This is a genomic window from Actinoplanes teichomyceticus ATCC 31121, assembly GCF_003711105.1.
GTDB classification, from domain to species: domain Bacteria; phylum Actinomycetota; class Actinomycetes; order Mycobacteriales; family Micromonosporaceae; genus Actinoplanes; species Actinoplanes teichomyceticus.
Genome location: NZ_CP023865.1, coordinates 6,995,507 through 7,019,162, shown reverse-complemented (window position 1 = coordinate 7,019,162; position 23,656 = coordinate 6,995,507). Strand labels below are relative to the sequence as shown.

The 23,656-nt window shown below is 72.1% G+C and carries 19 protein-coding genes and 1 pseudogene; 13 read left to right on the top strand and 7 right to left on the bottom strand.

Features of this window, described 5'->3' with window-relative positions:
- Positions 1 to 31 precede the first annotated feature (31 nt).
- On the bottom strand, positions 32 to 1,273 hold the full coding sequence (locus tag ACTEI_RS30740; RefSeq protein ID WP_122980838.1) for a bifunctional pyridoxamine 5'-phosphate oxidase family protein/GNAT family N-acetyltransferase: 1,242 nt from the start codon (positions 1,271 to 1,273) through the stop codon (positions 32 to 34).
- A gap of 66 nt (positions 1,274 to 1,339) precedes the next feature.
- On the opposite strand from ACTEI_RS30740, the gene ACTEI_RS30735 reads away from it, so the two are divergent.
- The 6 genes and pseudogenes from ACTEI_RS30735 to rny all read left to right on the top strand — a co-directional run bounded on the left by ACTEI_RS30735 (position 1,340) and on the right by rny (position 10,085).
- Entirely contained in the window at positions 1,340 to 2,686 is a 1,347-nt protein-coding gene (locus ACTEI_RS30735) for an aminotransferase class I/II-fold pyridoxal phosphate-dependent enzyme (protein WP_122980837.1), read from the top strand.
- Between the two features lie 133 nt (positions 2,687 to 2,819).
- Entirely contained in the window at positions 2,820 to 3,485 is a 666-nt protein-coding gene (locus ACTEI_RS30730; RefSeq protein ID WP_122980836.1) for a UdgX family uracil-DNA binding protein, read from the top strand.
- A gap of 200 nt (positions 3,486 to 3,685) precedes the next feature.
- Positions 3,686 to 3,886: a DUF3046 domain-containing protein gene (locus tag ACTEI_RS30725; RefSeq protein WP_122980835.1), complete on the top strand. Its 201-nt coding sequence runs from the start codon at positions 3,686 to 3,688 to the stop codon at positions 3,884 to 3,886.
- Positions 3,887 to 4,063: 177 nt separating this feature from the next.
- Positions 4,064 to 5,110, top strand: a complete 1,047-nt coding sequence (gene recA, locus ACTEI_RS30720) for a recombinase RecA (protein WP_122980834.1) — start codon at positions 4,064 to 4,066, stop codon at positions 5,108 to 5,110.
- 178 nt (positions 5,111 to 5,288) lie between these two features.
- Positions 5,289 to 6,024: pseudogene (locus ACTEI_RS38755) on the top strand (regulatory protein RecX).
- 2,336 nt (positions 6,025 to 8,360) lie between these two features.
- A complete protein-coding gene (gene rny, locus ACTEI_RS30710) occupies positions 8,361 to 10,085 on the top strand; it encodes a ribonuclease Y (RefSeq protein WP_122980833.1) in 1,725 nt (574 codons plus the stop codon).
- A gap of 3 nt (positions 10,086 to 10,088) precedes the next feature.
- Here the strand turns inward: rny and ACTEI_RS30705 are convergent, their stop codons facing one another.
- From ACTEI_RS30705 to ACTEI_RS30690, 4 genes are all read right to left on the bottom strand, one after another.
- Positions 10,089 to 11,057 carry an amino acid ABC transporter permease gene (locus tag ACTEI_RS30705; protein WP_122980832.1) on the bottom strand — a complete coding sequence of 323 codons (969 nt, stop codon included), beginning with the start codon at positions 11,055 to 11,057 and terminating at the stop codon, positions 10,089 to 10,091.
- Complete coding sequence (locus ACTEI_RS30700) at positions 11,054 to 11,764, bottom strand: amino acid ABC transporter permease (RefSeq protein ID WP_122980831.1); 711 nt, start codon at positions 11,762 to 11,764, stop codon at positions 11,054 to 11,056. Before ACTEI_RS30700 ends, ACTEI_RS30705 begins: the two co-directional genes overlap by 4 nt.
- Positions 11,765 to 11,820: 56 nt before the next feature.
- Positions 11,821 to 12,705, bottom strand: a complete 885-nt coding sequence (locus ACTEI_RS30695; protein ID WP_122980830.1) for a glutamate ABC transporter substrate-binding protein — start codon at positions 12,703 to 12,705, stop codon at positions 11,821 to 11,823.
- Positions 12,706 to 12,766: 61 nt separating this feature from the next.
- Positions 12,767 to 13,510 carry an amino acid ABC transporter ATP-binding protein gene (locus ACTEI_RS30690; protein ID WP_122980829.1) on the bottom strand — a complete coding sequence of 248 codons (744 nt, stop codon included), beginning with the start codon at positions 13,508 to 13,510 and terminating at the stop codon, positions 12,767 to 12,769.
- A 135-nt stretch (positions 13,511 to 13,645) separates the two neighbouring features.
- Here ACTEI_RS30690 and ACTEI_RS30685 point away from each other — a divergent pair, with 135 nt between their 5' ends.
- From ACTEI_RS30685 to ACTEI_RS30670, 4 genes are all read left to right on the top strand, one after another.
- Positions 13,646 to 14,110, top strand: coding sequence for a hypothetical protein (locus ACTEI_RS30685; protein ID WP_239082100.1), 465 nt, complete (start codon positions 13,646 to 13,648; stop codon positions 14,108 to 14,110).
- A gap of 70 nt (positions 14,111 to 14,180) precedes the next feature.
- A complete protein-coding gene (gene miaB, locus ACTEI_RS30680; RefSeq protein ID WP_122980827.1) occupies positions 14,181 to 15,668 on the top strand; it encodes a tRNA (N6-isopentenyl adenosine(37)-C2)-methylthiotransferase MiaB in 1,488 nt (495 codons plus the stop codon).
- 177 nt (positions 15,669 to 15,845) lie between these two features.
- Positions 15,846 to 17,636, top strand: a complete 1,791-nt coding sequence (locus ACTEI_RS30675) for an NAD-binding protein (protein ID WP_122980826.1) — start codon at positions 15,846 to 15,848, stop codon at positions 17,634 to 17,636.
- Between the two features lie 37 nt (positions 17,637 to 17,673).
- The gene (locus ACTEI_RS30670; protein WP_122980825.1) at positions 17,674 to 18,171 is read left to right on the top strand and encodes a hypothetical protein; all 498 of its coding nucleotides are present in this window, start codon (positions 17,674 to 17,676) and stop codon (positions 18,169 to 18,171) included.
- Between the two features lie 79 nt (positions 18,172 to 18,250).
- Here ACTEI_RS30670 and ACTEI_RS30665 read toward each other — a convergent pair whose 3' ends face one another.
- Positions 18,251 to 19,459 (bottom strand): DUF349 domain-containing protein, encoded by a 1,209-nt coding sequence (locus ACTEI_RS30665; protein WP_122980824.1) that lies wholly within the window; start codon positions 19,457 to 19,459, stop codon positions 18,251 to 18,253.
- 185 nt (positions 19,460 to 19,644) lie between these two features.
- Between ACTEI_RS30665 and miaA the strand changes: the two genes are divergently transcribed.
- From miaA to ACTEI_RS30650, 3 genes are read left to right on the top strand one after another with little or no spacing between them, the layout of a single operon-like run.
- Positions 19,645 to 20,550 (top strand): tRNA (adenosine(37)-N6)-dimethylallyltransferase MiaA, encoded by a 906-nt coding sequence (gene miaA, locus ACTEI_RS30660; RefSeq protein WP_164466314.1) that lies wholly within the window; start codon positions 19,645 to 19,647, stop codon positions 20,548 to 20,550.
- 8 nt (positions 20,551 to 20,558) lie between these two features.
- Positions 20,559 to 21,404, top strand: coding sequence for a diaminopimelate epimerase (gene dapF / locus ACTEI_RS30655; RefSeq protein WP_122982512.1), 846 nt, complete (start codon positions 20,559 to 20,561; stop codon positions 21,402 to 21,404).
- Entirely contained in the window at positions 21,404 to 22,126 is a 723-nt protein-coding gene (locus ACTEI_RS30650) for a glycerophosphodiester phosphodiesterase (protein WP_122980822.1), read from the top strand. The genes dapF and ACTEI_RS30650 overlap by 1 nt, the downstream gene beginning before the upstream one ends.
- A 44-nt stretch (positions 22,127 to 22,170) precedes the next feature.
- Here ACTEI_RS30650 and ACTEI_RS30645 read toward each other — a convergent pair whose 3' ends face one another.
- A complete protein-coding gene (locus tag ACTEI_RS30645; protein WP_122980821.1) occupies positions 22,171 to 23,631 on the bottom strand; it encodes an NAD-dependent malic enzyme in 1,461 nt (486 codons plus the stop codon).
- Positions 23,632 to 23,656 lie beyond the last annotated feature (25 nt).

Here is a 23,656-nt window from a genome sequence, read left to right as displayed (position 1 = left end):
GGCCGGGCAAGCGTCACGTCTCCCCGCCCGATCAAACGGCCGCCAGGCGATCCCGCAGGCGCTGAGCCGCGGCCGGCCACTCGTTGGCCGTCATCGCGAACACCACGGTGTCCCGCCACGAGCCGTCCGGCCGCAGCCGCTGCCTGCGCAGCAGCCCGTCCCGGCTGGCGCCGAGCCGCGCGATCGCCCGCTGGGACCGCTCGTTGCGGATGTCGGTGTACCAGAACACCTTGGCCGCGCCGAGCACGTCGAAAGCCCGCTCCAGCAGCATCAGCTTCGCCTCGGTGTTCACCCCGGTCCGCCACCACCGGCGGCCGAGCATGGTGTGCCCGATCCCGACCGCCCGCCGTTGCGGGTCGACGTCGTGGTACGTCGTCATCCCCATCACCGCGCCGGTGACCGGGTGGACCTGGGCCCACCCGGCCCGGTCACCGCGCCACTGCCCGCGGATCACCTCCGCGATGTCGGCGGCCGTGTCCTCCGGCGTGCGGGCCCGCGGCGTCGGGATGTGCCGCCAGACCTCCTCGTCGTCCAGCGCCTCGAACAACCCGGGCGCGTGTGACGGCGACAGCGGCTCCAGCCGGACATGGCGGCCCTCCATGAGCACCGGGGTCTGCCACTCGGTCGACGTGCGTCCGGGAAGGTATGCCGGAGGCGGCACCGGAACGCCGGGTTCGGTCTCCGGCGGGCCGGCGACCCGCCGGATCGGGAGCACCCCGGCCCAGTGCGGCAGGTCGAGATCCGCGGGGTCGTCCAGCACGCCACCCGTCCGGACCCGGGCCGACACCTCCACCAGTGGCAGCGCGAGCACGCTGGTCTGGGCCATCTCCTGTCTGGTGGGTGGGCGGCTGTCCGCGGCCCGCCCGGCGCCGACCTTCTCCACCAGGGCGTGCATGGCCTCCGCCTTCTCGGCCGGGTCGGTGACCGGGCGCGCGACGCCGTGAGCGACCACCGAGCGGTAGTTGGCGCTGTGGTGGAACTGTGAGCGGCCGTACACCAGGCCGTCGAGCAGCGTCACGCTCACGCAGACCGGGATGCCGTCGGCGCGGGCCGCGAGGGCCATCCGGCCACCGGTGGAGCCGTGCAGGTAGAGCGTCTCGCCGACGCGGACGTGCAGGGTCGGCAGTGCGCGCGGCTCGCCGTCGACCACGAAGGCGACCGAGCAGTCGTACGCCTCGTCGAGGATGGCGTGTGCCCTGTCCCGCTCGTAGTGCATGCGCTGACGTGTCCGGTGCGGGGTGGTCCGGTCGGTGGTGGCGTAGACGTCGGTCATCGGGGGCCCTCCCTGCTGGCGGCGGGTCACTTGCGCAGTCAGTTGTACTAGTACAGAATCGTCGCTGTGGCAGAACAATATCAGGTGACCGGCGAGACCGCCGCTGCGATTTCGGCGAGCATCGAGGCCGGCGTGGTGCGCGGCGACTGGGCCTTCGGCGCCGCCCTCCCGCCGGTTCGGGTGCTGGCCGGCGCGCTGCACGTCAGTCCCGCCACGGTCGCCAAGGCGTACCAGGAGCTGCGGCAACGCGGCGTGGTCGAGACGGGCGGCCGGCGTGGCACGCGGGTCCGTTCCCGCCCGCCGGTGGCCCTCTCCCGGTCCGCTCTGCGCCCCCCGGTTCCGGAGGGCCTCCTCGACCTCTCCGCCGGCGAGCCGGACCCGCGCTTCCTGCCGCCGCTGGCTCCGGCTCTGCGGGCGGTCGCCGCGCAGATCGGCGCGCCGCAGGGGTATGCGTCGGCGATGGCCATGCCGGAGCTGATCGAGGCGGCTCGGCCCCGTCTGCTCGCCGAGGGCGTTCCGGTCGGTGACGCGACGATCGCCGTCACCGCCGGCACGCTGGACTCGATCGAGCGCCTGCTGATCGCCCATCTGAAGCCGGGCGACGCGGTCGCCGTCGAGGATCCGGGCTGGGCCAACCTGCTGGATCTGATCGCCGCTCTGGGGATGCGGCCGGTGCCCGTGGGGGTGGACCAGGAGGGCCCCGACCCCGAGTCGCTGGCCGCCGCGCTGCGGGCCGGGGTCCGTGCCGTGGTCGTCACCGTGCGCGCGCAGAACCCGACCGGCGCGGCGGTGGGCGCCGGCCGGGCGGTCGCCCTGCGTGACCTGTTCGCCCGGCATCCCGAGGTCCTGCTGGTGGAGGACGACCACGCCGCCGAGCTGGCCGAGGAGCCACCGCACTGCGTCGGCCCGGTGACCCGGTGGTGGGCGTTCGTCCGGTCCGCCTCGAAACCGTTCGGCCCGGACCTGCGCATCGCCGTGCTGGCCGGCGACGAGACGACGATCGCCCGGGTCGCCGGCCGGATGCGGATCGGCATGGGCTGGGTCTCCACCCTGTCCCAGCGGCTGCTCCTGCGGCTCTGGCGCGATCCTGGGGTGACCGAGCTGGTCGCGGCGGCCGCCCGGTCGTACACCGCTCGCCGTGGCGCCCTGCGTGACATGCTCCGGGCGCGAGGGGTGCCGGCCTTCGGCGCCACCGGGATCAACGTCTGGGTGCCGGTCCCCGACGAGACCCACGCGATCGCCGCCCTGCGCGACGCCGGTTACGCGGTGGCGCCCGGCGCGCTGTTCCGGGTCAACTCGCCACCCGGCATCCGGATCACCATCAGCCCGCTCGCCGAGCCGGACCTTCCCGAGCTGGTCACGGCCGTGGCGGCGGTGGTCCATCCGGCCGCGCCGGCCGCGCTGACGCGATGAGGCCGGGATCGTCCGTACGCATCGGGCCGTTCCTCGACACGGCCCCCTTTCCGGTACGACCGCCGGAACGGTCGTCCCCCGGGAGAGTGGGCCCGGTCGGCGTGACGGCAGGCTTCCCGGGTAGAACGGAGGCATGCCAGGGACCGGAGCACCGGCCGGTGCGCAGCAATGGGTGCCGCCGCGGCCGCACAGCATCGACGAGCTCAAGGAGGCCGCCGCCGGATGCCGGGGCTGCGAGCTCTACGAGAACGCGACGCAGACCGTCTTCGGCCGGGGAGCGCCGCACGCGAAGATCGTCTTCGTCGGTGAGCAGCCCGGTGACGTCGAGGATCAGAAGGGCCTGCCGTTCGTCGGCCCGGCCGGCCGCCTGCTGCGGGATGCCGTGGACGACGCCGGCATCGACCCCGCCGATCTCTACATCACCAATGCCGTGAAGCACTTCCGCTTCGAGCCGCGTGGGAGCAGGCGCATCCACCAGACGCCCGGACCGGCGCACATCACCGCCTGCCGACCCTGGCTGGTCTCCGAGTTCGCGCTGTTGAAGCCGCAGATCGTGGTTCTCCTCGGAGCGACCGCGGGCAAGGCGCTGCTGGGCCCGTCCTTCCGGGTGACCCGGTCCCGCGGGCAGCTCATGCCCTGGCCCGCTTCGGCCGAGCATCCGGAGGACTTCCCGGTGACCGAGATCCAGGCGTTGGCCACCATCCACCCGTCGGCGGTCCTGCGTGCGGACGACCGTGACGCCGCCTACCGGGGCCTGGTCGACGACCTGAAGGTGGCGGCCGCCGCCCTCGCCGCCTGACTCGTCCGGTGAACGGGTGCCGCGCGGTCGTCCGGGCGCCCGGCACCCGGCAAAGGCCCCGCGCGGTGCCGAATATGTCGCCAAGGGCATTCCGCGTACTGTCGGCGATGCCGCGTGCCGCACATCACAAACTGATTCCGGCGAGCGCGCCCGCCATTGCGGAACGAGTCGCGGGAGGTCCGCGTGGGTAGGCTCATGACGTGCGATTGACGGACTTCTGGGGTCGCCTGGAGCAGGCGTTCGGCGCGGGGTATGCCCGCAGCATCGCGGCCGATCACGCCTTCGCCGATCTGGGCGGGCGCACCATCGATCAGGCCATTGCGCAGGGTGTCGAGACCGCTACGATCTGGCGTGCCGTAGTGGCCGCATACCCCGATCGAGTGCCCTCCCGGCTGCGCTGAGTCGTCTTTCGTACGCTTGTTCTGGCGTGTCGCTCGATGTCGTACAAGTGTTCGGCTATTGTCCACAGCGGCTCGGCCATCCACAGCTCTCGGTAGGGCGGAGGATTTTTGTCAGACCCACCGCATACCGTGTCGGCCGTGGCGAAGAACGCGAAGTCGAATACAGGGGTGGCGGCAATGGTGGCAGGACCGGACCGGGAAAAGGCGCTCGAACTGGCGCTGGCACAGATCGACAAGCAGTTCGGCAAGGGCTCCGTGATGCGGCTCGGGGAGCGGCCGGTGGTGCAGACCGCCGTCATCCCGACCAGCTCGATCGCCCTCGACGTGGCGCTGGGTGTCGGTGGTCTGCCGCGCGGCCGGGTCATCGAGGTCTACGGCCCGGAGTCCAGCGGTAAGACCACGGTCGCCCTGCACGCCGTGGCGAACGCGCAGAAGGCCGGCGGCGTCGCCGCGTTCATCGACGCGGAGCACGCCCTGGACCCGGAGTATGCCCGCGCCCTCGGCGTCGACACCGACGCCCTGCTGGTCTCCCAGCCGGACACCGGTGAGCAGGCGCTGGAGATCGCGGACATGCTGATCCGCTCGGGCGCTCTGGACATCATCGTCATCGACTCGGTCGCCGCCCTGGTGCCGCGTGCCGAGATCGAGGGCGAGATGGGCGACAGCCACGTCGGTCTGCAGGCCCGCCTGATGAGCCAGGCGCTTCGCAAGATCACCGGCGTGCTGAACAACACCGGCACCACCGCGATCTTCATCAACCAGCTCCGCGAGAAGATCGGCGTGATGTTCGGCTCGCCGGAGACCACGACCGGTGGTCGCGCGCTGAAGTTCTACGCGTCGGTCCGGCTCGACGTGCGCCGTATCGAGAGCCTGAAGGACGGCACCGACGTCGTCGGCAACCGCACCCGGGTCAAGGTCGTGAAGAACAAGGTCGCGGCGCCGTTCAAGCAGGCCGAGTTCGACATCATGTATGGCAAGGGCATCTCCCGCGAGGGCTCGCTCATCGACGTCGGTGTCGAGCAGAGCATCATCCGCAAGTCCGGCGCCTGGTACACGTATGACGGCGACCAGCTGGGCCAGGGCAAGGAGAAGGCGCGGGAGTTCCTCAAGGAGAACCCCGACGTGGCCGCCGAGATCGAGAAGAAGATCCTGGAGAAGCTCGGCGTCGGGCAGACCAGCGGGGACGCCGCCGGTGGCCCCGAGCTGCCGCCGGTCGACTTCTGATCCGGTAGGCCGCGATGGCCGGACGACGTGGTGCCCGCTCCGGGCGCGGGTGGGATGCCATCCCGCCCCGGACCGGCGCCGATGAGCCGGATGCTGACACCCCGGGCGCTCGCAGCCCGCGGGCGTACCGGCGTGGCACCGGCCACGCGCGCCGCCGCGCCGACGCCGACGACGGCCTGTGGCAGACCTTCGGCTCGTCCAGCGAGGCCCCGGAGGAGTCCGTCCTCGCCGGTCCGGAAGCGGACGGGGGCATCGGTCCGGCGAGCCCGGATCCGGGCTCGCCTCAGGAGCGGCCTGACGGCCGCCCCGGCCGCCGGCGGTTCCCCGGGAGCGACGCCGATGACGGCAGCGGTACGCGTAGACCACCACCACCGCAGCAGAGCGAGTCCGAGCGGGCGCGTGAGATCTGCCTGCGCCAACTAGCCGTGCGCCCGCGGACCCGCGCCGAGCTGGCCAAGGCGCTGGCGCGCAAGGAGATCTCCGAGGAGGTGATCGCGGAGGTCCTGGACCGGTATGACGAGGTCGGCATCATCGACGACGCGGCATTCGCCCGTGCGTGGGTCTCCAGCCGGCATCAGGGTCGTGGTCTGGCCCGCCGGGCGCTCGCCAACGAGCTGCGACAGCGCGGCATCGACGCCGAGGTGGCGAGCGAGGCGCTGGAGGCCGTCGACGACGAGTCGGAGGCGGAGGCCGCACGGGCCCTGGTGGACCGCAAGCTGCGCACCGCCCGGGGCACCCCGGAGGCGGTCTTCCGCCGGCTCGTCGCCATGCTGGCCCGCAAGGGCTATCCCGCCGGTGTCGCCATCCGCGCGGTGAAGGACGCGCTGGCCGCCCGCGACGCGGAGGCCGCCGAGTTCGCCGACGCCGTGGACGCGGACGCGCTGGCCGACCAGGCCGACGACACCCTCACCTGACCGTCGACCCGGCGGGTTCACACGCGGACCTCGTCGATTCCGCCGCACACCGCTTGGGGACCGATGGGGTGCCGGGGCTGCGGGTCGCTGGGAACCTATGGGGGCCGGGGGTCGCCGGGGCCGATGGGGTGCCGGGGCTGCGGGTCGCTGGGAACCTATGGGGGCCGGAGGTCGCCGGGGCCGATGGCGTGCCGGGGCCGCGGGTCGCTGGCAAACCGATGGAGTGCCCGGGCCGCGGGTCGGCGGGAATCGATGGGGGTGCCGGGGCCGCGCGTCCTTGGGGACCGCCGGGTCGTGGGGACCGGCGGGTCGTGGGGATCACCCGCGCTGGGTTTGCCGGGCGACTGGCGGACGGTTGCAGACCTCGGCGGGCGGGATTCGTTCAGGTTCCGACCGTTGGGCTGTCAGGCAGCCGGTGGATCATCAGCCGGCCCGCGGACCGTCGGGCGCCGGCGGGTCGTTGGGTCACTGGTGGGTTCCGGCGACCGGCACGTTGCTCGGCCGCCCGCATTCCAGAGCTCATCCCGAGCCGGTTCGCGGTGGTGCGCCAACGACTCATGGTTGCGCTTCGTAACAGACGCCCATGAAGCGCATGGCGCCGGAACCAAGCCCTGCACCGCTCCCGCCGGGATCTTCGGGGCAACGGGCGAGATCCTTGTTGCGGCCGCCGCGCGCCACGGAGCGCCGGATCCACCGGGCGGCATTGATGCCGGTCTACGACGGTCGGGGCGATATGCCTCGTACGCGAGGATATCTTCCCCTTCGCAGGGGAAGCTCCGGCTCGGCGCCCGTCGAGTTGTCGATTGTCACGCTCGGTGCAGTGCGTGGCCGGCCGGTGGAGCGCGGGATAATGGCTGGGAGGCTCGGCGCGACGGGCGATCCGAGAGGGCCGTCCAGCGGCGGAGGCACCGGATGGTACGGCAGGTCGGAAATATCCGGGCGTTATCGTGAGCTGGGCGTAAGCACGTCTGTGCCGTACGTCCCATCCGCTGCCGAATCATGAGTCCTTGACCGAAGCGGCACTTGCGACCTAGCCTCGCGTTACACAAGGTTTGCTCGACCATCGCAAGCAACACACACAACATAGATCGCATTACATTACGGCATCACTTGGCGGGCCCTGTCCGTTGAGATGTCCACTCACTGCTGACCGCGCGGTGGGCGGTGAGACACACCAGCGGTCGACCTCACAACTCCACATTCTCTGATCCGAGCCATCAGCAACCGGCCCGGATGCGGAAGCCGATCGCACGCCGACGGGGTCCGGCAGAGCCTTGAGAGACGAGCAGTCGTTCAAGGCGTTGTCACACTCCGTTGCCGATGGCGAGCCGACTTCAGCTCCGGAGCCCGCCATCGGACGGCGGCTCAGCGGTCCGACTCTCGCTCCGGCGAGCGCCGACCGGCCAAGCCGGCCCCGGGGCAGCGGAAGGTCGACGGGAGAGGGTTGGCACGGGCGGCGATGCGGAAAGCGTGCCGCTGACCGGCCGCCCTTTCGGAGGCTGCGCCACCCGGCTGGGATGCCGAGCGGCAAAGCCTCCGGGCGGCGGGAAGACTCGCAGGCTCCCGACCCGGAAGCACCGGAAGCCGACCGGCTGCCGACCCGGACGGGTCGGAAGCCAGCAGGCATCCGGCGTCGAAGGGCTGGACCGGAAGGCCCGCAGGACTCCGTCCCGGAAGGGCCGGATGCCGGCGAGCCGCCGATCGAGGCGGTTGGTGTCCTGCGCGAAGGCCTGGAAGGACCGCAGATCCGCGGGCCCCCGTCGCTGGATGGGGCGGGTGCCGGCGGACCGTCGATCCGGGCGGGTCGCTGTCGGGTGCGGAAGCTCCGGGAGGTTCGCGGGTCTCCGTCCTGGACGGGCCGGGTGCCGGTGGGTCGCTGTCGGGTGCGGAAGCTCCGGGGGGTTCGCGGGTCTCCGTCCTGGACGGGCCGGGTGCCGGTGGGCCGGTGTCGGGTGCGGAAGCTCCGGGGGGTTCGCGGGTCTCCGTCCTGGACGGGCCGGGTGCCGGTGGGCCGGTGTCGGGTGCGGAAGCTCCGGGGGGTCCGCAGGCTTCCGTCCCGGACGGGCCGGGTGGGCGGCGAATCCGCGGCCCGGACCGGAGAGAACCGGTGAACCGGACCGGAGCGGCGGAAGCCGTTCCGATTCCCGGTGACGAATCGGTCAGGAAGCCGGAACACGCGGCATCCGGCCTCGCCGAGAGGTGAAGCTGGTAGCCGTACGGCCGGAGCGTGTGAGCCGGGGCCCGGTGCCGTCTGTGGTCATCTGCCTTGGTCGGGCATCCCGCAGAGAGCCCGCGCGCGTGCACACCGCGCCGGCGGCGAAGGGAGACGCGGCGAGATGGCCCCCCAATACTGGGTGCTGGTAGTGGCGATCGTCGTGCTCGCCGTGTCGGTGATCGCCGGTCTGATGCTCGGCGCCCGGGCGCTGCGTCAGCTGCGGATCGAGCGGCAGGACGCCCACGATCGGCAGGAGCAGGAGGTCGGCGACGCTCAGGCGAAGGTTGCCGACGCGAACGCCAAGGCGGCTTCGGTACGCGCCGAGGCCGCCGCCGCCAAAGCCGAGGCCGCCGCCGCACGGGCCGAGGCCCGCCGGGTGCTGGAAAATGCGCACAGCGAGGCCGACACCGTCCTGGAGCACGCCCACCGGCAGGCCGAGGCCGACGCCGAGCAGCTGCGCGCCGCCGCCCGGCGTTCCGGTGAGCGGGAGATCGCCCTGCTCAACGCCACGGTCAAGGAGCAGTCGGCGGAGGTGGAGCGCCGCGCGGCCCGGATCGACGAGCGGGAGCGGCTGCACGCCGAGGAGGTGGAGCGCCTGGTCGAGCGGGAGCGCCGGCTGGTGTCGCTGGAGTCCGAGCTGACGAGGCGGGAGACCGCGCTGGCCACGCGTGAGGCGGAGCTGGCCGCGGCGGAGGAGACCAAGCGCCGGGAGCTGGAGCGGATCGCCGGGCTGACCGCGGAGGCGGCCCGCGCCGAGCTGATCGAGTCGATCGAGGGCCAGGCGAAGCGGGAGGCCGCGATCCTGATCCGGGACATCGAGACGGACGCCCGCAGCACCGCGGACACGCGGGCGCGGCACATCGTGGTGGACGCGATCCAGCGGATCGCCAGCGAGCAGACCGCGGAGAGCGTGGTCAGCGTGCTGCACCTGCCGAGCGACGAGATGAAGGGCCGGATCATCGGCCGGGAGGGCCGCAACATCCGGGCCTTCGAGTCGACCACCGGGGTCAACCTGATCATCGACGACACCCCGGAAGCGGTGCTGCTGTCCTGTTTCGACCCGGTACGCCGGGAGGTGGGCCGTCTGACCCTGGAGAAGCTGGTGCTGGACGGCCGGATCCATCCGCACCGGATCGAGGAGGTCTTCGACAGCGCCCGCAACGAGGTGGAGCGGCTGTGCGACCGTGCCGCCGAGGAGGCGCTGGTCGACGTCGGGATCACCAGCATGCACCCGGAGCTGGTGAAGCTGCTGGGCCGGCTGCGGTACCGCACGAGTTACGGCCAGAACGTGCTCAAGCACCTGGTGGAGACCGCGCACATCGCCGGGATCATGGCGGCCGAGCTGGGCCTGGACGTGCCGACCATGAAGCGGGCGGCGTTCCTGCACGACATCGGCAAGGCGCTGACCCACGAGGTGGAGGGCAGTCACGCGTTGATCGGCGCCGACCTGGCCCGCAAGTACGGCGAGCACGAGGACATCGTGCACGCCATCGAAGCGCATCACAACGAGGTGCCGCCGCAGACCATCGAGGCCGTGCTGACGCAGGCGTCCGACGCCTGCTCGGGCGGGCGTCCGGGGGCCCGCCGGGAGAGCCTGGAGGCGTACGTCAAGCGCCTGGAACGGATCGAGGAGATCGCCGGCGGCAAGGTCGGGGTGGAGAAGGTCTTCGCGATGCAGGCGGGCCGGGAGATCCGGGTGATGGTCCGGCCGGACGACGTCGACGACATCGGCGCCGCGGTGCTGGCCCGCGACGTGGCGAAGCAGATCGAGGAGGAGCTGACCTACCCGGGCCAGATCCGGGTCACCGTGGTCCGGGAGTCCCGGGTGACCGAACTGGCCCGGTGAGCGTCAGCTGACCCCGCCGCCGCCCTCGCTCTGCGCGGTGAGCGCGGCCGGCGGCGGCTGCTGGGCCGGCAGGCCGGCGGTCTTGCGGCCGCGGGACAGCCGGTGCTGCACGAAGTGCGCCAGCTTCGACAGCGAGTAGTTCACCACGATGAACAGCACCGCGATCACCACGTAGACCTGGATCGGGTTGCTGAGCACGCCGATGATCTGCTTGCCGATGTTCAGCGTCTCCTCGTAGCTGATGATGAAGCCGAGGGACGTGTCCTTGAGCACCACGACCAGCTGGCTGATCAGCGCCGGGAGCATGATCCGGAAGGCCTGCGGCAGGAGCACGATCATGGTGGTCTGGGTGGCGGAGAGGCCGATCGAGGCCGCCGCCTCCCGCTGACCGGGCGGCAGGCCCTCCATACCGGAGCGCAGGATCTCTCCGATCACCACGGAGTTGTAGATGGTCAGGCCGAGCACCAGGTACCACAGCGTGTCCATGCTGACCCCGAACTCGGGGAGGCCACGCGCCACGAAGAAGATCGTGAGGACGACCGGGAGGCCGCGGAAGATCTCCACGCAGACCCGGGTGATCGCGGACAGCGCCATGCTGAGCCCACGCAGCAGGTAGGCCACCGGGGTGGCGAAGCCGGTGAAGCGGCGCCGGTTGAGCTCCTTGAGCTGGATCCGCAGCACCCCCAGCAGGGTGCCGACGATCAGTGAGGTGACGATCGCCAGCGCCGCGGCGGTCAGGGTGTTCTTCACGCCGGCGCCGAGGCGGTCCCAGACCTGGGAGAAGTACTCGTTGCCGGGGTCGACCAGCGGACCCCAGAGATCCATCGAGAACTGCCCCTTCTCGTCCAGGGGCAGGTAGATCAAGAAGTACGCGCCGGCCAGCAGCGCGCCCGCGATGAGCACGCTGGCGATGAGCGTGATCCGCCGCTGACGCGGGCCCGGGACGTCGTAGAGGACGCTCTGCTGGCTCATCGGGCCGCCACCGCCTGCCGCCGCTCGATCCGGTCGAGGAGGGCCCCGAGGGGTACGGTCATGATCAGGTATCCGATCGAGACGCCGATGGCGACGGGCACGAACGCGAGGCCCTCCGCCGAGGTGAGCTGGTCCGCGGTCTGCGAGAGGTCGCCGACCACGCCGAAGAAGCCGACCAGGGCGGAGTTCTTGATCATCGCGATGATCACCGACCCGAGCGGCACCACGGAGGCTTTCCAGGACTGTGGCAGCACCACGTGCCACAGGTTCTGGGTGAACGTCATGCCGAGCGACCGGGCCGCCTCGGCCTGTCCGGCCGGCACCGCGTTGACGCCCGAGCGCAGCGCCTCGCAGACGAACGCGGCGGTGTAGAGCACCAGGGCGATCAGGGCGAAACGGAAGTACGGCAGGTCGGTGCCGAGCCGGGTGAACACCGAGTCGAGCACCGGGATGCGCAGGAAGTCCGCGTTCGAGCCGAGGGCCGGCAGGGCGAACGCGGCGAAGAACATCACCACGGTCAGCGGCATGTTGCGGAACACGGTGACGTACGCGGTGCCGACCGCCCGCAGCGGCGGCACCGGCGAGATGCGGAGCACCGCCACGACGGCGCCCAGGACGAGGGCGCCGATCGCGGCGAGTACGCAGATCTGGAGCGTGAGCCAGAAGCCGCCCGCGAAGACGTCGAACCTGTCGATGATCACACTCACGGGGTGGACTTCCTCCTCAACTCCCGATCCATGACGAAACGGTCAGCGGTCCGGACTCAGTACCGGTCGATGGCCGGCGCGGCGCCCAGCTCGGCGCCGAACTTGCCCGCGGTGTCGTCCCAGGCCTTCTTCCAGCTGCCGTCCTGGAACGACTTCTCCAGGGTGTCGTTGATGAAGGTCCGGAAGTCCTTGTCCTCCAGCTTCACGCCGATGCCGTACGGCTCCTTGGTGAAGTTGTCACCGGCCAGCTTGTACTTGCCCTGGTTCTTCGCGATGTAGCCGAGCAGGATGACGTTGTCGGTGGTCACCGCGTTGACCTGGCCGCCGTCCAGGGCCGTGATGCACTTGTCGTAGGTGTCGAAGAGCACCACCTGGGTGGCGACGTCCTTGACCGACTTCTTGATGTTCTCGGCCGGGGTCGAGCCGGTGACCGAGCACACCTTCTTGGTGCCGTCCTTGAAGGAGTCCGGGCCGGTGATGCCGGCGTCGTCCGCCTTCACCAGGATGTTCTGGCCGGCCTCGTAGTACGGCCCGGCGAACGCGACGCGCTTCTTGCGCTCGTCGTTGATGGTGTACGTGGCCACGACGAAGTCGACGGTGCCGTTGACGATCGCGTCCTCGCGGACCTTGGACGGCGTCTCCACGAACTCGATCTTGTCGGTCGGGATGCCGAGCTCCTTGACGATGATCTTGGCGACCTCGACGTCGAAGCCCTCGGGCTTGCCGGACAGGCCCTTGAGGCCGAAGCCGGGCTGGTCGACCTTGGTGCCGACCTTGATGGACTGCGCCTTGTTCAGCCGCTCCATCGTGCTGCCGGCGGCGAACGACTTGCTGCCCGCGCCCGCGTCGGAACCCCCGTCGGAATCCTTGCTGCCGCACGCGGTCAGGCCGAAGGCCAGGGCGGTAGCCGTGGCGACAGCCGCGAAACGCTGCAAACGCATGGTTCTGTTCTCCTTGTTCGATCGAACCGCTGGAAGGCTCGGCGGCCGGTCAGTGGGTGAATCAGTGGGTAAGGATCTTGGAGAGGAAGTCGCGGGCCCGCTCGCTCTTCGGGTTGGCGAAGAACTCCTCCGGCGAGGCCTGCTCGACCAGCTGGCCGTCGGCCATGAAGACCACCCGGTTCGCCGCGTGCCGGGCGAAGCCCATCTCGTGGGTGACGACCACCATGGTCATGCCGTCGCGGGCCAGCGAGGTCATCACGTCCAGCACCTCACCCACCATCTCCGGGTCGAGCGCGCTGGTCGGCTCGTCGAAGAGCAGCGCCTTGGGCTGCATGGCGAGGGCCCGGGCGATGGCGACGCGCTGCTGCTGGCCGCCGGAGAGCTGGGCCGGGAACTTCTCCGCCTGGCTGGCGATGCCCACCCGGTCCAGCAGCGCCATCGCGCGCTCCCGTACCGCCGCGGGCTTCTCCTTGCGGACCTTCACCGGGCCGAGCATCACGTTCTGCAGGATGGTCTTGTGCGCGAACAGGTTGAACGACTGGAAGACCATGCCGACCTCGCTGCGCAGCCGGGCGAGCGCGCGCCCCTCGGCGGGCAGCGGCCGGCCGTCGAAGGTGATGGTCCCGGAGTCGATCGGCTCCAGGCGGTTGATCGCCCGGCACAGCGTGGACTTGCCCGAGCCGGAGGGTCCGATCACGACGACGACCTCGCCGCGTGCGACGGACAGGTCCACATCCTGCAGCACGTGCAGCGGGCCGAACCACTTGTTCACGTTCTCTAGGACGATGAGAGCCTCGTCTGCCACCCCGTGTCCATCCGCTCGTCGGGTCACTCGAATGGAGACACCCTAGGGGCCCGTCGGTATCGGATGGTGACGAGAATGGTCACGGAGCGGTAACGCAGCGGGTTGGAAGGGGACAGGGCGGACACCATGGTGGGTATGGCTGGCCTCTGGAACTGGTCCGCAGCCGAGCGCATCGAGCCGGAGCGTGTGCGAAACGCGCTGGCCGGGGCCCTGGAGCGGCCGGTGGCCGAGCTCGTGGAGGGGCAGCCGGACGCCCTGCTCTGCGACGTCTATCACGTCGGTGGTGACTTCCCGACAGTCATCGACGTCTACCTGGCGCCGGACAGCGTGGCCGAGGAGACCGCCGCGAGCGCCGTCGCGGTCCGGCTGGGCGTCGCGGTGCTGGTCCCCGACGACACCCTCAACCCGTCCCGGTACGTCTGCGCCGACCCGGACGGCACGCTGCGCCCGGTGCACGTCGAGGAGCGGGAGACCGCCGAGGGCGCCGAGCGCCGGCACGTCCGGCCGTGCACCGGCGCCGACCCGGCCTGTGCGGCGCACCCCGGCTGCCACCGCTCCCGCTGGCGGCCCGTCGCGGCCCCGGAGCGCCCCGCCGCCTGAGCCGGACGCCGCGGGAACGCAGCTGCCGTGTGAACGGCCGGCCGGGTAAGCAGTACCCTGGTCAATTGCCATGACTACCGAGACTCAGGGCGCCCCCCGCACGTACGACGTGCGCACCTACGGCTGCCAGATGAACGTGCACGACAGCGAGCGGATCTCCGGCCTGATGGAGGACGCCGGCTACGTGCGCGCCACCGATGCCGACGCGGCCGACGTCGTGGTCTTCAACACCTGCGCGGTCCGGGAGAACGCCGACAACCGCCTCTACGGCAACCTCGGTCACCTGCGCCCGACCAAGCTGAAGAACCCGGGCATGCAGATCGCGGTCGGGGGCTGCCTGGCGCAGAAGGACAAGGGCGACATCGTCCGCAAGGCCCCCTGGGTCGACGTGGTCTTCGGCACCCACAACATCGGCTCGCTGCCGGCGCTGCTGGAGCGCGCCCGGCACAACGAGGAGGCGCAGGTCGAGATCCTCGAGTCGCTCGAGGTCTTCCCGTCGACCCTGCCCACCAAGCGCGAGTCGACCTACGCCGGCTGGGTCTCCATCTCGGTGGGCTGCAACAACACCTGCACCTTCTGCATCGTCCCGTCGCTGCGCGGCCGGGAGAAGGACCGCCGCCCGGGCGACATCCTGGCCGAGGTCCGCGCGCTGGTCGCCGAGGGCGTCCTCGAGGTGACCCTGCTCGGACAGAACGTGAACTCCTACGGCGTCGAGTTCGGCGACCGGCTCGCCTTCGGCAAGTTGCTGCGCGCCTGCGGCGAGGTGGACGGGCTGGAGCGGGTCCGTTTCACCAGCCCGCACCCGAAGGACTTCACCGACGACGTGATCGCCGCGATGGCCGAGACGCCGAACGTCTGCCACTCGCTGCACATGCCGCTGCAGTCCGGCTCCGACCGGGTGCTCAAGGCCATGCGCCGCAGCTACCGCCAGGAGAAGTACCTGGGCATCATCGAAAAGGTGCGGGCCGCGATGCCGGACGCCGCGATCACCACCGACATCATCGTCGGCTTCCCGGGCGAGACCGACGAGGACTTCGAGCAGACCCTCGAGGTGGTCCGCCGGGCGCGCTTCTCCAGCGCCTTCACCTTCCAGTACTCCAAGCGACCGGGCACCCCCGCCGCCACCATGGAGGAGCAGGTCCCGAAGAAGGTCGTCCAGGAGCGGTACGACCGGCTGATCGCCACGCTGGAGGACATCACCTGGGCGGAGAACAGGAAGCTCGTCGGCGAGAAGGTCGAGGTCCTGGTCGCGGTCGGCGAGGGCCGCAAGGACGAGCGCACCGGCCGGATGAGCGGCCGGGCCCGGGACGGCCGGCTGGTGCACTTCGCCACCGGTGACCTGGCCCCGCGTCCCGGCGACATCGTCGAGACCGTGATCACCTACGCCGCGCCGCATCACCTGAACGCGGACGGCGCGCCGCTGAGCCACCGCCGTACCCGGGCCGGTGACGCCTTCGAGGCCGGCGCCACGCCGAAGCTCAAGGGAATCTCGCTCGGCCTGCCGACGGTCGGCGTGCCGGCGCCGTTGCCGCCGGCCGCGGAGGGTTGTTCGCTCTGACCGCCGGCGTGCCGGCGCCGTTGCCGCCGGCCGCGGAGGCCTGTTCGCTCTGACCGCCGGCGTGCCGGCGCGGGTCCGGACCGGACACTCCGGGGCGATCGTATCGACGACGGTACGTAGCCGCGGCGTCGACGGCGTGCCACACTGAGGCCGTCGACGTCCACCCGGAGGGTGCCGATGGCCCACTTCGCCCGCGCCCCGCTGTCCGGCCGGGGCGAGCAGCGCCAGCCCGCGGTGACCCTGACCCGGGTGGTGTTCGCCCTGATCGGCGCGGCGGCCCTGGTTCTCGGCTACGTCGGCCTCGACGAATACCTCCGCGAGGGCGCCCCGGGCAGCCGGGATCCGCTCAACCTGGCCTACGGCACGATCCAGCTCTTCGTGCTGGGCTCCGACCCGCTCGAGGGCGGCACGCGGTTCCCGCCGGCCCTGCAGATCGCCCGCTTCGCCGCCCCGGTGGTCACCCTCTACGCCGTCGTCGAGGCGGGCCGCCTGCTGCTGGCCACCGAGATGCGCCGCTGGCGTGCCCGCCGCGCCCGCGGCCACGTGGTGGTCTGCGGGGACACCTCGGTCGCCCGCACCCTGGCCGAGCGGCTGCACCTGGCCGGACGCCGGGTGGTGCTGGTGCGCGAGCGGCCGATCGGTCCGCTGGAGCTGCGCACCCGGAGCCTGCTCGGGGTGCAGGGCGATGCCCGCGAGGCGGAGGTGCTGCGCGGCGCGGCCGCCGGGCACGCCGCGGTGATCTACGCCTGCACCGGCTCCAGCGCGGTCAACCTCGCGATCGCCGCCACCGCCGCGCGCCTGGCCGGCCGCGACCGCCGGGACCTGGCCATCTACGCCCAGATCCACGAGCCGGACTGGGCGCTCACGCTGCAGGCGCGCCGCCTCGGCGCACCGGACGCGGCGGCGCAGCGGCTGGACTTCTTCCAGATCGACCAGCTCGCCGTGCAGGTGTTGCTGACCCGGCAGCCGCTGCCGGTCCGGCCCGGCGGGACGGCGCCGCGGGTGCTGCTGGCCGGTGACTCGCCACTGACCCGGGCGCTGCTGGTGGAGCTGGCCCGGCACTGGCGGCTGCGCCGCGACGACCCGGACCGCCGGGTCGAGGTGGACTTCGTCGCCCCGGACGCGACGCGGGTGCTGGAGCGGATCGCCCGGCGGCACGCCATCCTGCGGGACGCCTGCCGGATCATTCCGTACGAGGCCGGGGTCGCCGAGCTGCTCGCCGAGGCGGCCGGCGCCCCGACCCGGTACGACCGGGCCTTCATCTGCTACGCCGACGAGAAGTTCGGGCTGCAACTGGCCCTCACCGAGTACCGCCTCTGGCACCGGGTCGTCGGCGACGTGGTGGTGGCCGTGGACGGCTTGGCCGAGCTCTCCGACGCGTTCAGCCCGGAGCACGCGCCGCCGCTGCTGGACCCGTTGGACGGTCGGCTGAGACTGTTCTCGCCGGCGGCCGCCGGTTGCGACCCCACGCTGATCGCCGAGGACCTGTCCGAGCGCCTGGCCCGCCTGATCCACGAACGGTACGTGGTGGCCCGGCTGGCGTGCGGGGACCGGCTGGGCTCGCGGCCGGCGATGGCGGCCTGGTCCGATCTGGACGAGTCGCTGCGCCGCGCCAACCGCCTGCAGGCCGCCGACATCGGTCCGAAGCTGCGCCGGGCCGGCTGTGCGATCGTGCCGCGCGACGGTGGCGCCGACGACTTCCGGTTCACCGACCGGGAGATCGAGGAACTGGCACGGCGGGAGTCGCGGCGGTGGGTGGAGGCGACCCTCGCCGAGGCCCGGGCGAGCGGGGTCCCGCCGGCCCGCCATCATCGCCCCTACCTCGGCGAATGGGATGAGTTGCCGCCGGAGGGCCGAGAGCGCTGCCGATCGGCAATTCACGACATTCCGGATATTCTGGGCGAGGCGGGCTTCCAGGTCGTCCGTTTGTCGGACACTGGAGCAAACCGGGCATTGTTCCCGGCGTGATCAGGTAGTGAGAAGCCGACAGCGGCAAGGGGGAACGATGATTCGCATCGGGGTGACGGGCCACATCGGGCTCGAACCGTCCGCCCGCCGCCTGATCCGCAGCGCGATCGTCGCCGAGCTGCGCAGACACCGCCCGGTGCACGGCGTGACGTGTCTGGCCGACGGGGCCGACCGGATCTTCGCGGAGGCGGTCCGGGCCTGCCGCGGCACGTTCGAGGCGGTGCTGCCGGTGCCGGAGATCGGCGCCGCCCCGGAGGAGGACCGGGATCTGCGCGAGCTGCTCCGGCGGGCCACCGACGTCACCCGGCTCACCGTGCCCGGCCGGCCCGAGTTGTCGTACGAAGCGGCCAGCCGGGAGGTGGTCGACCGCAGCGACCTGCTGATCGCCGTGTGGGACGGCAGCCCGGCCGGAGTCCGCGGCGGCACCGCCGAGACGGTGGCCTACGCGGTGTCCCGCGGCAAGCGCGTCCAGCGGATCTGGCCGGAGGGCGCCCGCCGGCTCTCGGTGCCCGCGGTGGCCGTCCCGGTCGGCTGACCCACCCCGGAGGCGGCGCACCGGGACGACGCCGGAGGCGGCGGCCCCACGGACCACCGCCCCGGCGCCCGACGAGCGGTCAGCCGGCCTGTTCGGCCAGCGCCAGGAACTGCTTCTTGGCGGCGAGCGCCTGCTCGGCCTCCTTGATCCGGCGGGCGTCGCCGGCCGCCTTGGCCCGCTCCAGACGCTGCTCCGCCTCGGCGACCTGGTCGCGCATCTGGCGCAGCAGCGGGTTGTCCTGCGGGCTGGTCTTGCGCCACGCCGAGTCCATCGCGACCCGGATCCGCTCCTCGGCGGCCCGCCAGCGGCGGTCCAGCCCGGCGGCGGCCTCCCGCGGCACCCGGCCGGCGTCGTGCCAGGCGGCTTGGGCGTCACGCAACCGGTTCTGCGCCCCGCGCGGGTCGGCGTCCACGTCGATCGCCTCGAGCTCGGCCAGGATGGCCTGCTTGCGCTCCAGGTTGCCCTGGTACTCCGCGTCGCGGGCGGAGAAGACCTCGCTGCGCCGGGTGAAGAACGCGTCCTGGGCAGCCCGGAAGCGTTCCCAGAGGCGCTGCTCGGCCTCCTTGGCGGCGCGCGGCGCGGCCTTCCACTCGGCCATCAGGTCCTTGAGCCGGTTCGCCGTGCTGGACCACTCGGTCGAGTCGGCCAGGGCCTCGGCCTCCTTGACCAGCTCCTCCTTGGCGGCCTGGGCCTGCTTGCGCTGCCCGTCCAGGGTGGCGAAGTGCGCGCCCCGGCGCCGGGTGAAGCCGTCGCGGGCGGCGGCGAACCGCTTCCACAGCTCACCGTCGGTCTTCTTGTCGACGCCGCGGATCGTCTTCCACTCGTCGAGAATCTCCTTGAGCCGGTCGCCGGCCGATTTCCAGCCGGTGGCCTCGGCGGCGATCGTCTCGGCCTCCTCGACCAGGGCGGTCTTGCGGGCCAGCGCCTCGGTCCGGGCCACCTCGCGGGCGGCCTTGGCCTCGCCCGCCTTCTCCTCGGCGAGCGCGGCGAGCCGGTCCAGCCGGGCGGCCAGGCCGTCGATGTCGCCGACCACGTGCGCCTCGTCCAGCGTCGTGCGCAGCCGCTTCACGCTGCTCTGCGAGTGCGCCGCGTCGGCCGCGCCCGACTTGAGGCGAGCCTCGACGAGGTCGACCTCGGTCACCAGGTCCTCGAATCGCCGGGCGAAGTGGGCCAGGCCCTCCTCGGGAGTGCCGGCCTGCCACGAGCCGACCACCCGGTCGCCCTCGGCGGTCTTCACGTACACGGTGCCGTCGGCATCCACGCGCCCGAAGGCCGTCCAGTCGTTCATGAGCTCATCCTCGTTCTCCCGGCGCCGAAGAGCCAATCCGACCCCCGGCCACCGCCACAGCGCAGTGGAACGCCATCCCTCTCAGGGGCATTCTTTCTCGCGCATTGTCACAGGTCCAACCCGGTTAGGGGAAAGCTCCCGCCGACGACCGTGACACAACCTTGTCCTACGGTTGCTCCGTGTCGTTGAGTCCGGGTCCTCGGGTGCTCACCGTCGTCGGGCCGACGGCGGCGGGAAAGTCCGCGTTGAGCATCGCACTCGCCCACGAGCTGGGGGGCGAAGTGGTCAATGCCGACTCGATGCAGCTGTACCGCGGGATGGACATCGGCACCGCGAAACTCACCCCGGCCGAGCGCGCCGGCGTGCCGCACCACCTGCTCGACATCTGGGACGTCACGGTCACCGCGGCGGTCGCGGAGTACCAGGCGCTGGCCCGCGCGGCGATCGACGACATCCACGCCCGCGGCCGGGTGCCGCTGCTGGTCGGCGGCTCCGGGCTGTACGTCCGGGCGGTCCTGGAGGAGTTCGAGTTCCCCGGCACCGACCCGGCGGTCCGGGCCCGTCTGGAGGCGGAGCTGGCCGAGACCGGTCCGGCCCCGCTGTTCGCCCGGCTGCGCGAGCGCGACCCGGCCGCCGCGGAGCGGATCCTGCCCTCCAACGGCCGCCGGATCGTCCGCGCCCTGGAGGTGATCGAGCTGACCGGGCAGCCGTTCACCGCCGCGCTGCCGGACCCGAAGCCGTACTACGACGCGGTGCAGATCGGGGTGGACCGGGACGCCGCCGAGCTGGACGAGCGGATCGCCGTGCGGGTCGAGCAGATGTGGCGCCACGGGCTGCTCGACGAGGTGCGCACGCTGGACGCGGCGGGGATCCGGCACGGGCGCACCGCCTCCCGGGCGCTCGGCTACCAGCAGGCGCTCGCCCAGCTGGACGGCACGATGACCGAGGACGCGGCGCGGGCGGACACGGTCCGCGGCACCCGCCGGTTCGTGCGCCGGCAGCGCTCCTGGTTCCGCCGCGACCCGCGGATCACCTGGCTGGACGGCGCGGCGCCGACACTCGTGGCCGACGCGCTGCGGCTTGCGCGATGATGGACCGCGTGTTTTTCACCAAGGGCCACGGCACCGCCAACGACTTCGTCATCCTTCCCGACCCCGACGGCGAGCTGGAGCTGACGCCGGCGCTGGTCGCCGCGCTCTGCGACCGGCGGCGCGGGATCGGCGGCGACGGCGTGCTGCGGGTGGTGCGCGCCGCGAAACACCCGGAGGGCGCCGGGCAGGCCGGCGAGGCCGAGTGGTTCATGGACTACTGGAACAGCGACGGCTCGATCGCCGAGATGTGCGGCAACGGCGTCCGGGTCTTCGCCCGCTACCTGGTGGCGAACGACCTGGCCACGGCCGGCCCGGCGGGCCTGCCGGTGGCGACCCGCGCCGGCGTCATGGTCGCCGTGGTCGAGGCCGACACCATCCGGGTACGCATGAGCACCCCCCGGGTGTACGCCGCGAGCACCGCGACCGTCGGCGCCCTGACCGTCCCCGGCGTCGCCGTCGACTGCGGCAACCCGCACCTGGTCTGCGGCCTGCACGACGGCGTCCGGCTGGCCGGCCTGGACCTGAGCACCGCTCCGCTGGTCGACCGGGCGCTGTTCGGCGCCGGGGTGAACGTGGAGTTCGTCGAGCCCGCGGGCGACCTGCCCGGCGTCGACCGGCACGTGCGGATGCGGGTGCACGAGCGGGGCTCCGGCGAGACCATGTCGTGCGGCACCGGCGCGCTCGCCGTCGGCGCGGTCGCGCTGCGCGAGGCCGGTCTGAGCGCCGGCTCGGCCGCGGTCGACGTGCTCGGCGGCCGGCTCGTGATCACCTGCGACGAGCACGGCGCCTGGTGGCTGGCCGGCCCGGCGGTGCTGGTCGGCTCCGGCCGGGTCGACGTGGCGGCGCTGGCCTGATGCTGCACCGTGTCGCCCACCGCGGGTACTCCGCGGTCGCCCCGGAGAACACCCTGCCCGCCCTGGTCGCCGCCGCCCGGGCCGGCGCCACCTTCATCGAGTTCGACGTGCGGGTCACCGCCGACGGCGTGCCGGTCGTGATCCACGACCGCACGGTGAACCGCACCACGTCCGGCTCCGGCCGGGTCTGGGACCTGCGCGCCGACGAGATCGCCCGGCTGGACGCCGGTTCGTGGTTCGGTCCCGGGCACGCCGGCCTGCGGGTGCCCACCCTCGCCGAGGCGCTGGAGGCGCTCCGGCCCACCGGCGCCGAGCTGCTGCTGGAGATCAAACCGCCGGCCACCCTGGACGAGGTGAAGACGGTTCTCGCCACGCTCGCCGAGTACGACCTCTGCGACCGCACGGTGGTGCAGAGCTTCGACGCCGACGTGGTGCGCAAGGCCCGCCAGGTGGCCCCGGAGGTGCGTCGCGGCCTGCTGCTGTTCCGGTTCGACGCGGAGACCGTGGAGCTGTGCCGGGAGCTCGGGGTGGCGTACTGCAACCCGTCGGTGGCCGACGTGCTCGCCGGGGCGCAGACGATGGCCGAGCTGGCCGGGGCCGGGGTCGGCGTGATGCCGTGGACCGCCAACGACAAGGGCCGCTGGCGCGAGCTGGTGGCCGCCGGGGTGGCCGGGTTGATCACCGATTACGTCGGCGAGCTGACCGGCTGGGCCGCGGCCTGAGCGCGGGCGTCCGGGGCACGGCCCAGGCCGTACCCCGGAAGCCGTCAGAAGATGCCCTCGGGAGCCTGGTCGAGCTCGGACTCCGGGGTCGCCGCCGGGTTGCTCGGAGCCGGCACGCCGCGCACCACCGCCCGGATCGCGGCCGCCACCGCGGGCGTGACCCGCGGGTCGAACACGCTCGGGATGATCACCGTGGGGTTGAGCTTGTCCTCGCCCACCACGTCGGCGATCGCCCGGGCCGCCGCGAGCGCCATCTCCTCGGTGAACTCCTCGGCGCTGACGTCCAGCATGCCGCGGAAGACGCCGGGGAAGGCCAGTACGTTGTTGATCTGGTTGGGCTGGTCGGAGCGGCCGGTGGCGACGACCGCGGCGTGCTTGCGCGCCTCCCGCGGGTCGACCTCCGGATCCGGGTTGGCCATCGCGAACACGATCGCCTTCTCCGCCATCCGGGCGATGTCGTCACCGGTCAGCAGGTTCGGGGCGGAGACGCCAATGAATACGTCCGCGCCGACGATCGCGCCGGGCAGGTCACCGGAGTAGTTCGCCTTGTTGGTGTGCTGGGCCAGCCACGCCATCGACGGGTTCAGCCCGGTCATGCCGCGGTGCAGGGCGCCGTTCCGGTCGTACGCGATGATGTCGGCCACGCCCTGGCGCATCAGCAGCTTCATGATCGCGGTGCCGGCCGCGCCGGCGCCGGAGACCACCACCTTGACGTCCTCCATCCGCTTGCCCACCACCCGCAGCGCGTTGGTGAGCGCGGCCAGCACGCAGATCGCGGTGCCGTGCTGGTCGTCGTGGAAGACCGGGATGTCCAGCTGCTCGCGCAGCCGGGCCTCGATCTCGAAGCACCGCGGCGCGGCGATGTCCTCCAGGTTGATCCCGCCGTAGGCCGGGGCGATCGCCTTGACGATCCGGACGATCTCGTCGGTGTCCTGGGTGTCCAGCACCACCGGCCAGGCGTCCACCCCGCCGAACCGCTTGAACAGCGCCGCCTTGCCCTCCATCACCGGCATCGCCGCGGCCGGGCCGATGTTGCCCAGGCCGAGCACCGCCGAGCCGTCGCTGACCACGGCCACGGTGTTGCGCTTGATGGTCAGCCGGCGGGCGTCCGCGGGGTTCTCCGCGATGGCCATGCAGACCCGGGCCACGCCCGGCGTGTACGCCCGGGACAGCTCGTCCCGGTTGCGCAGCGCGACCTTCGAGGAGACCTCGATCTTGCCGCCCAGATGCAGCAGGAAGGTCCGGTCGGACACCTTCCGCACGTCCACGCCGTCCTGCTCCTCTAGCTGCTTGACGACCTGGTCGGCGTGCGCCGAGTCGGCGGTGTCACAGGTCAGGTCGACCAGCACCCGGGTGGGGTCGGAGTCCACCACGTCCAGCGCCGTCACGATCGCCCCGGCCTCACCCACGCAGGTGGTGAGCCGGCCGATGGACGAGGCGTCCGCGGTAACGGCGATGCGGATCGTGATCGAGAATCCTGCGCTCGGCAGGCGGGTGGTCACCACGGTTGTCCCTCCGACGTTGGTGGGG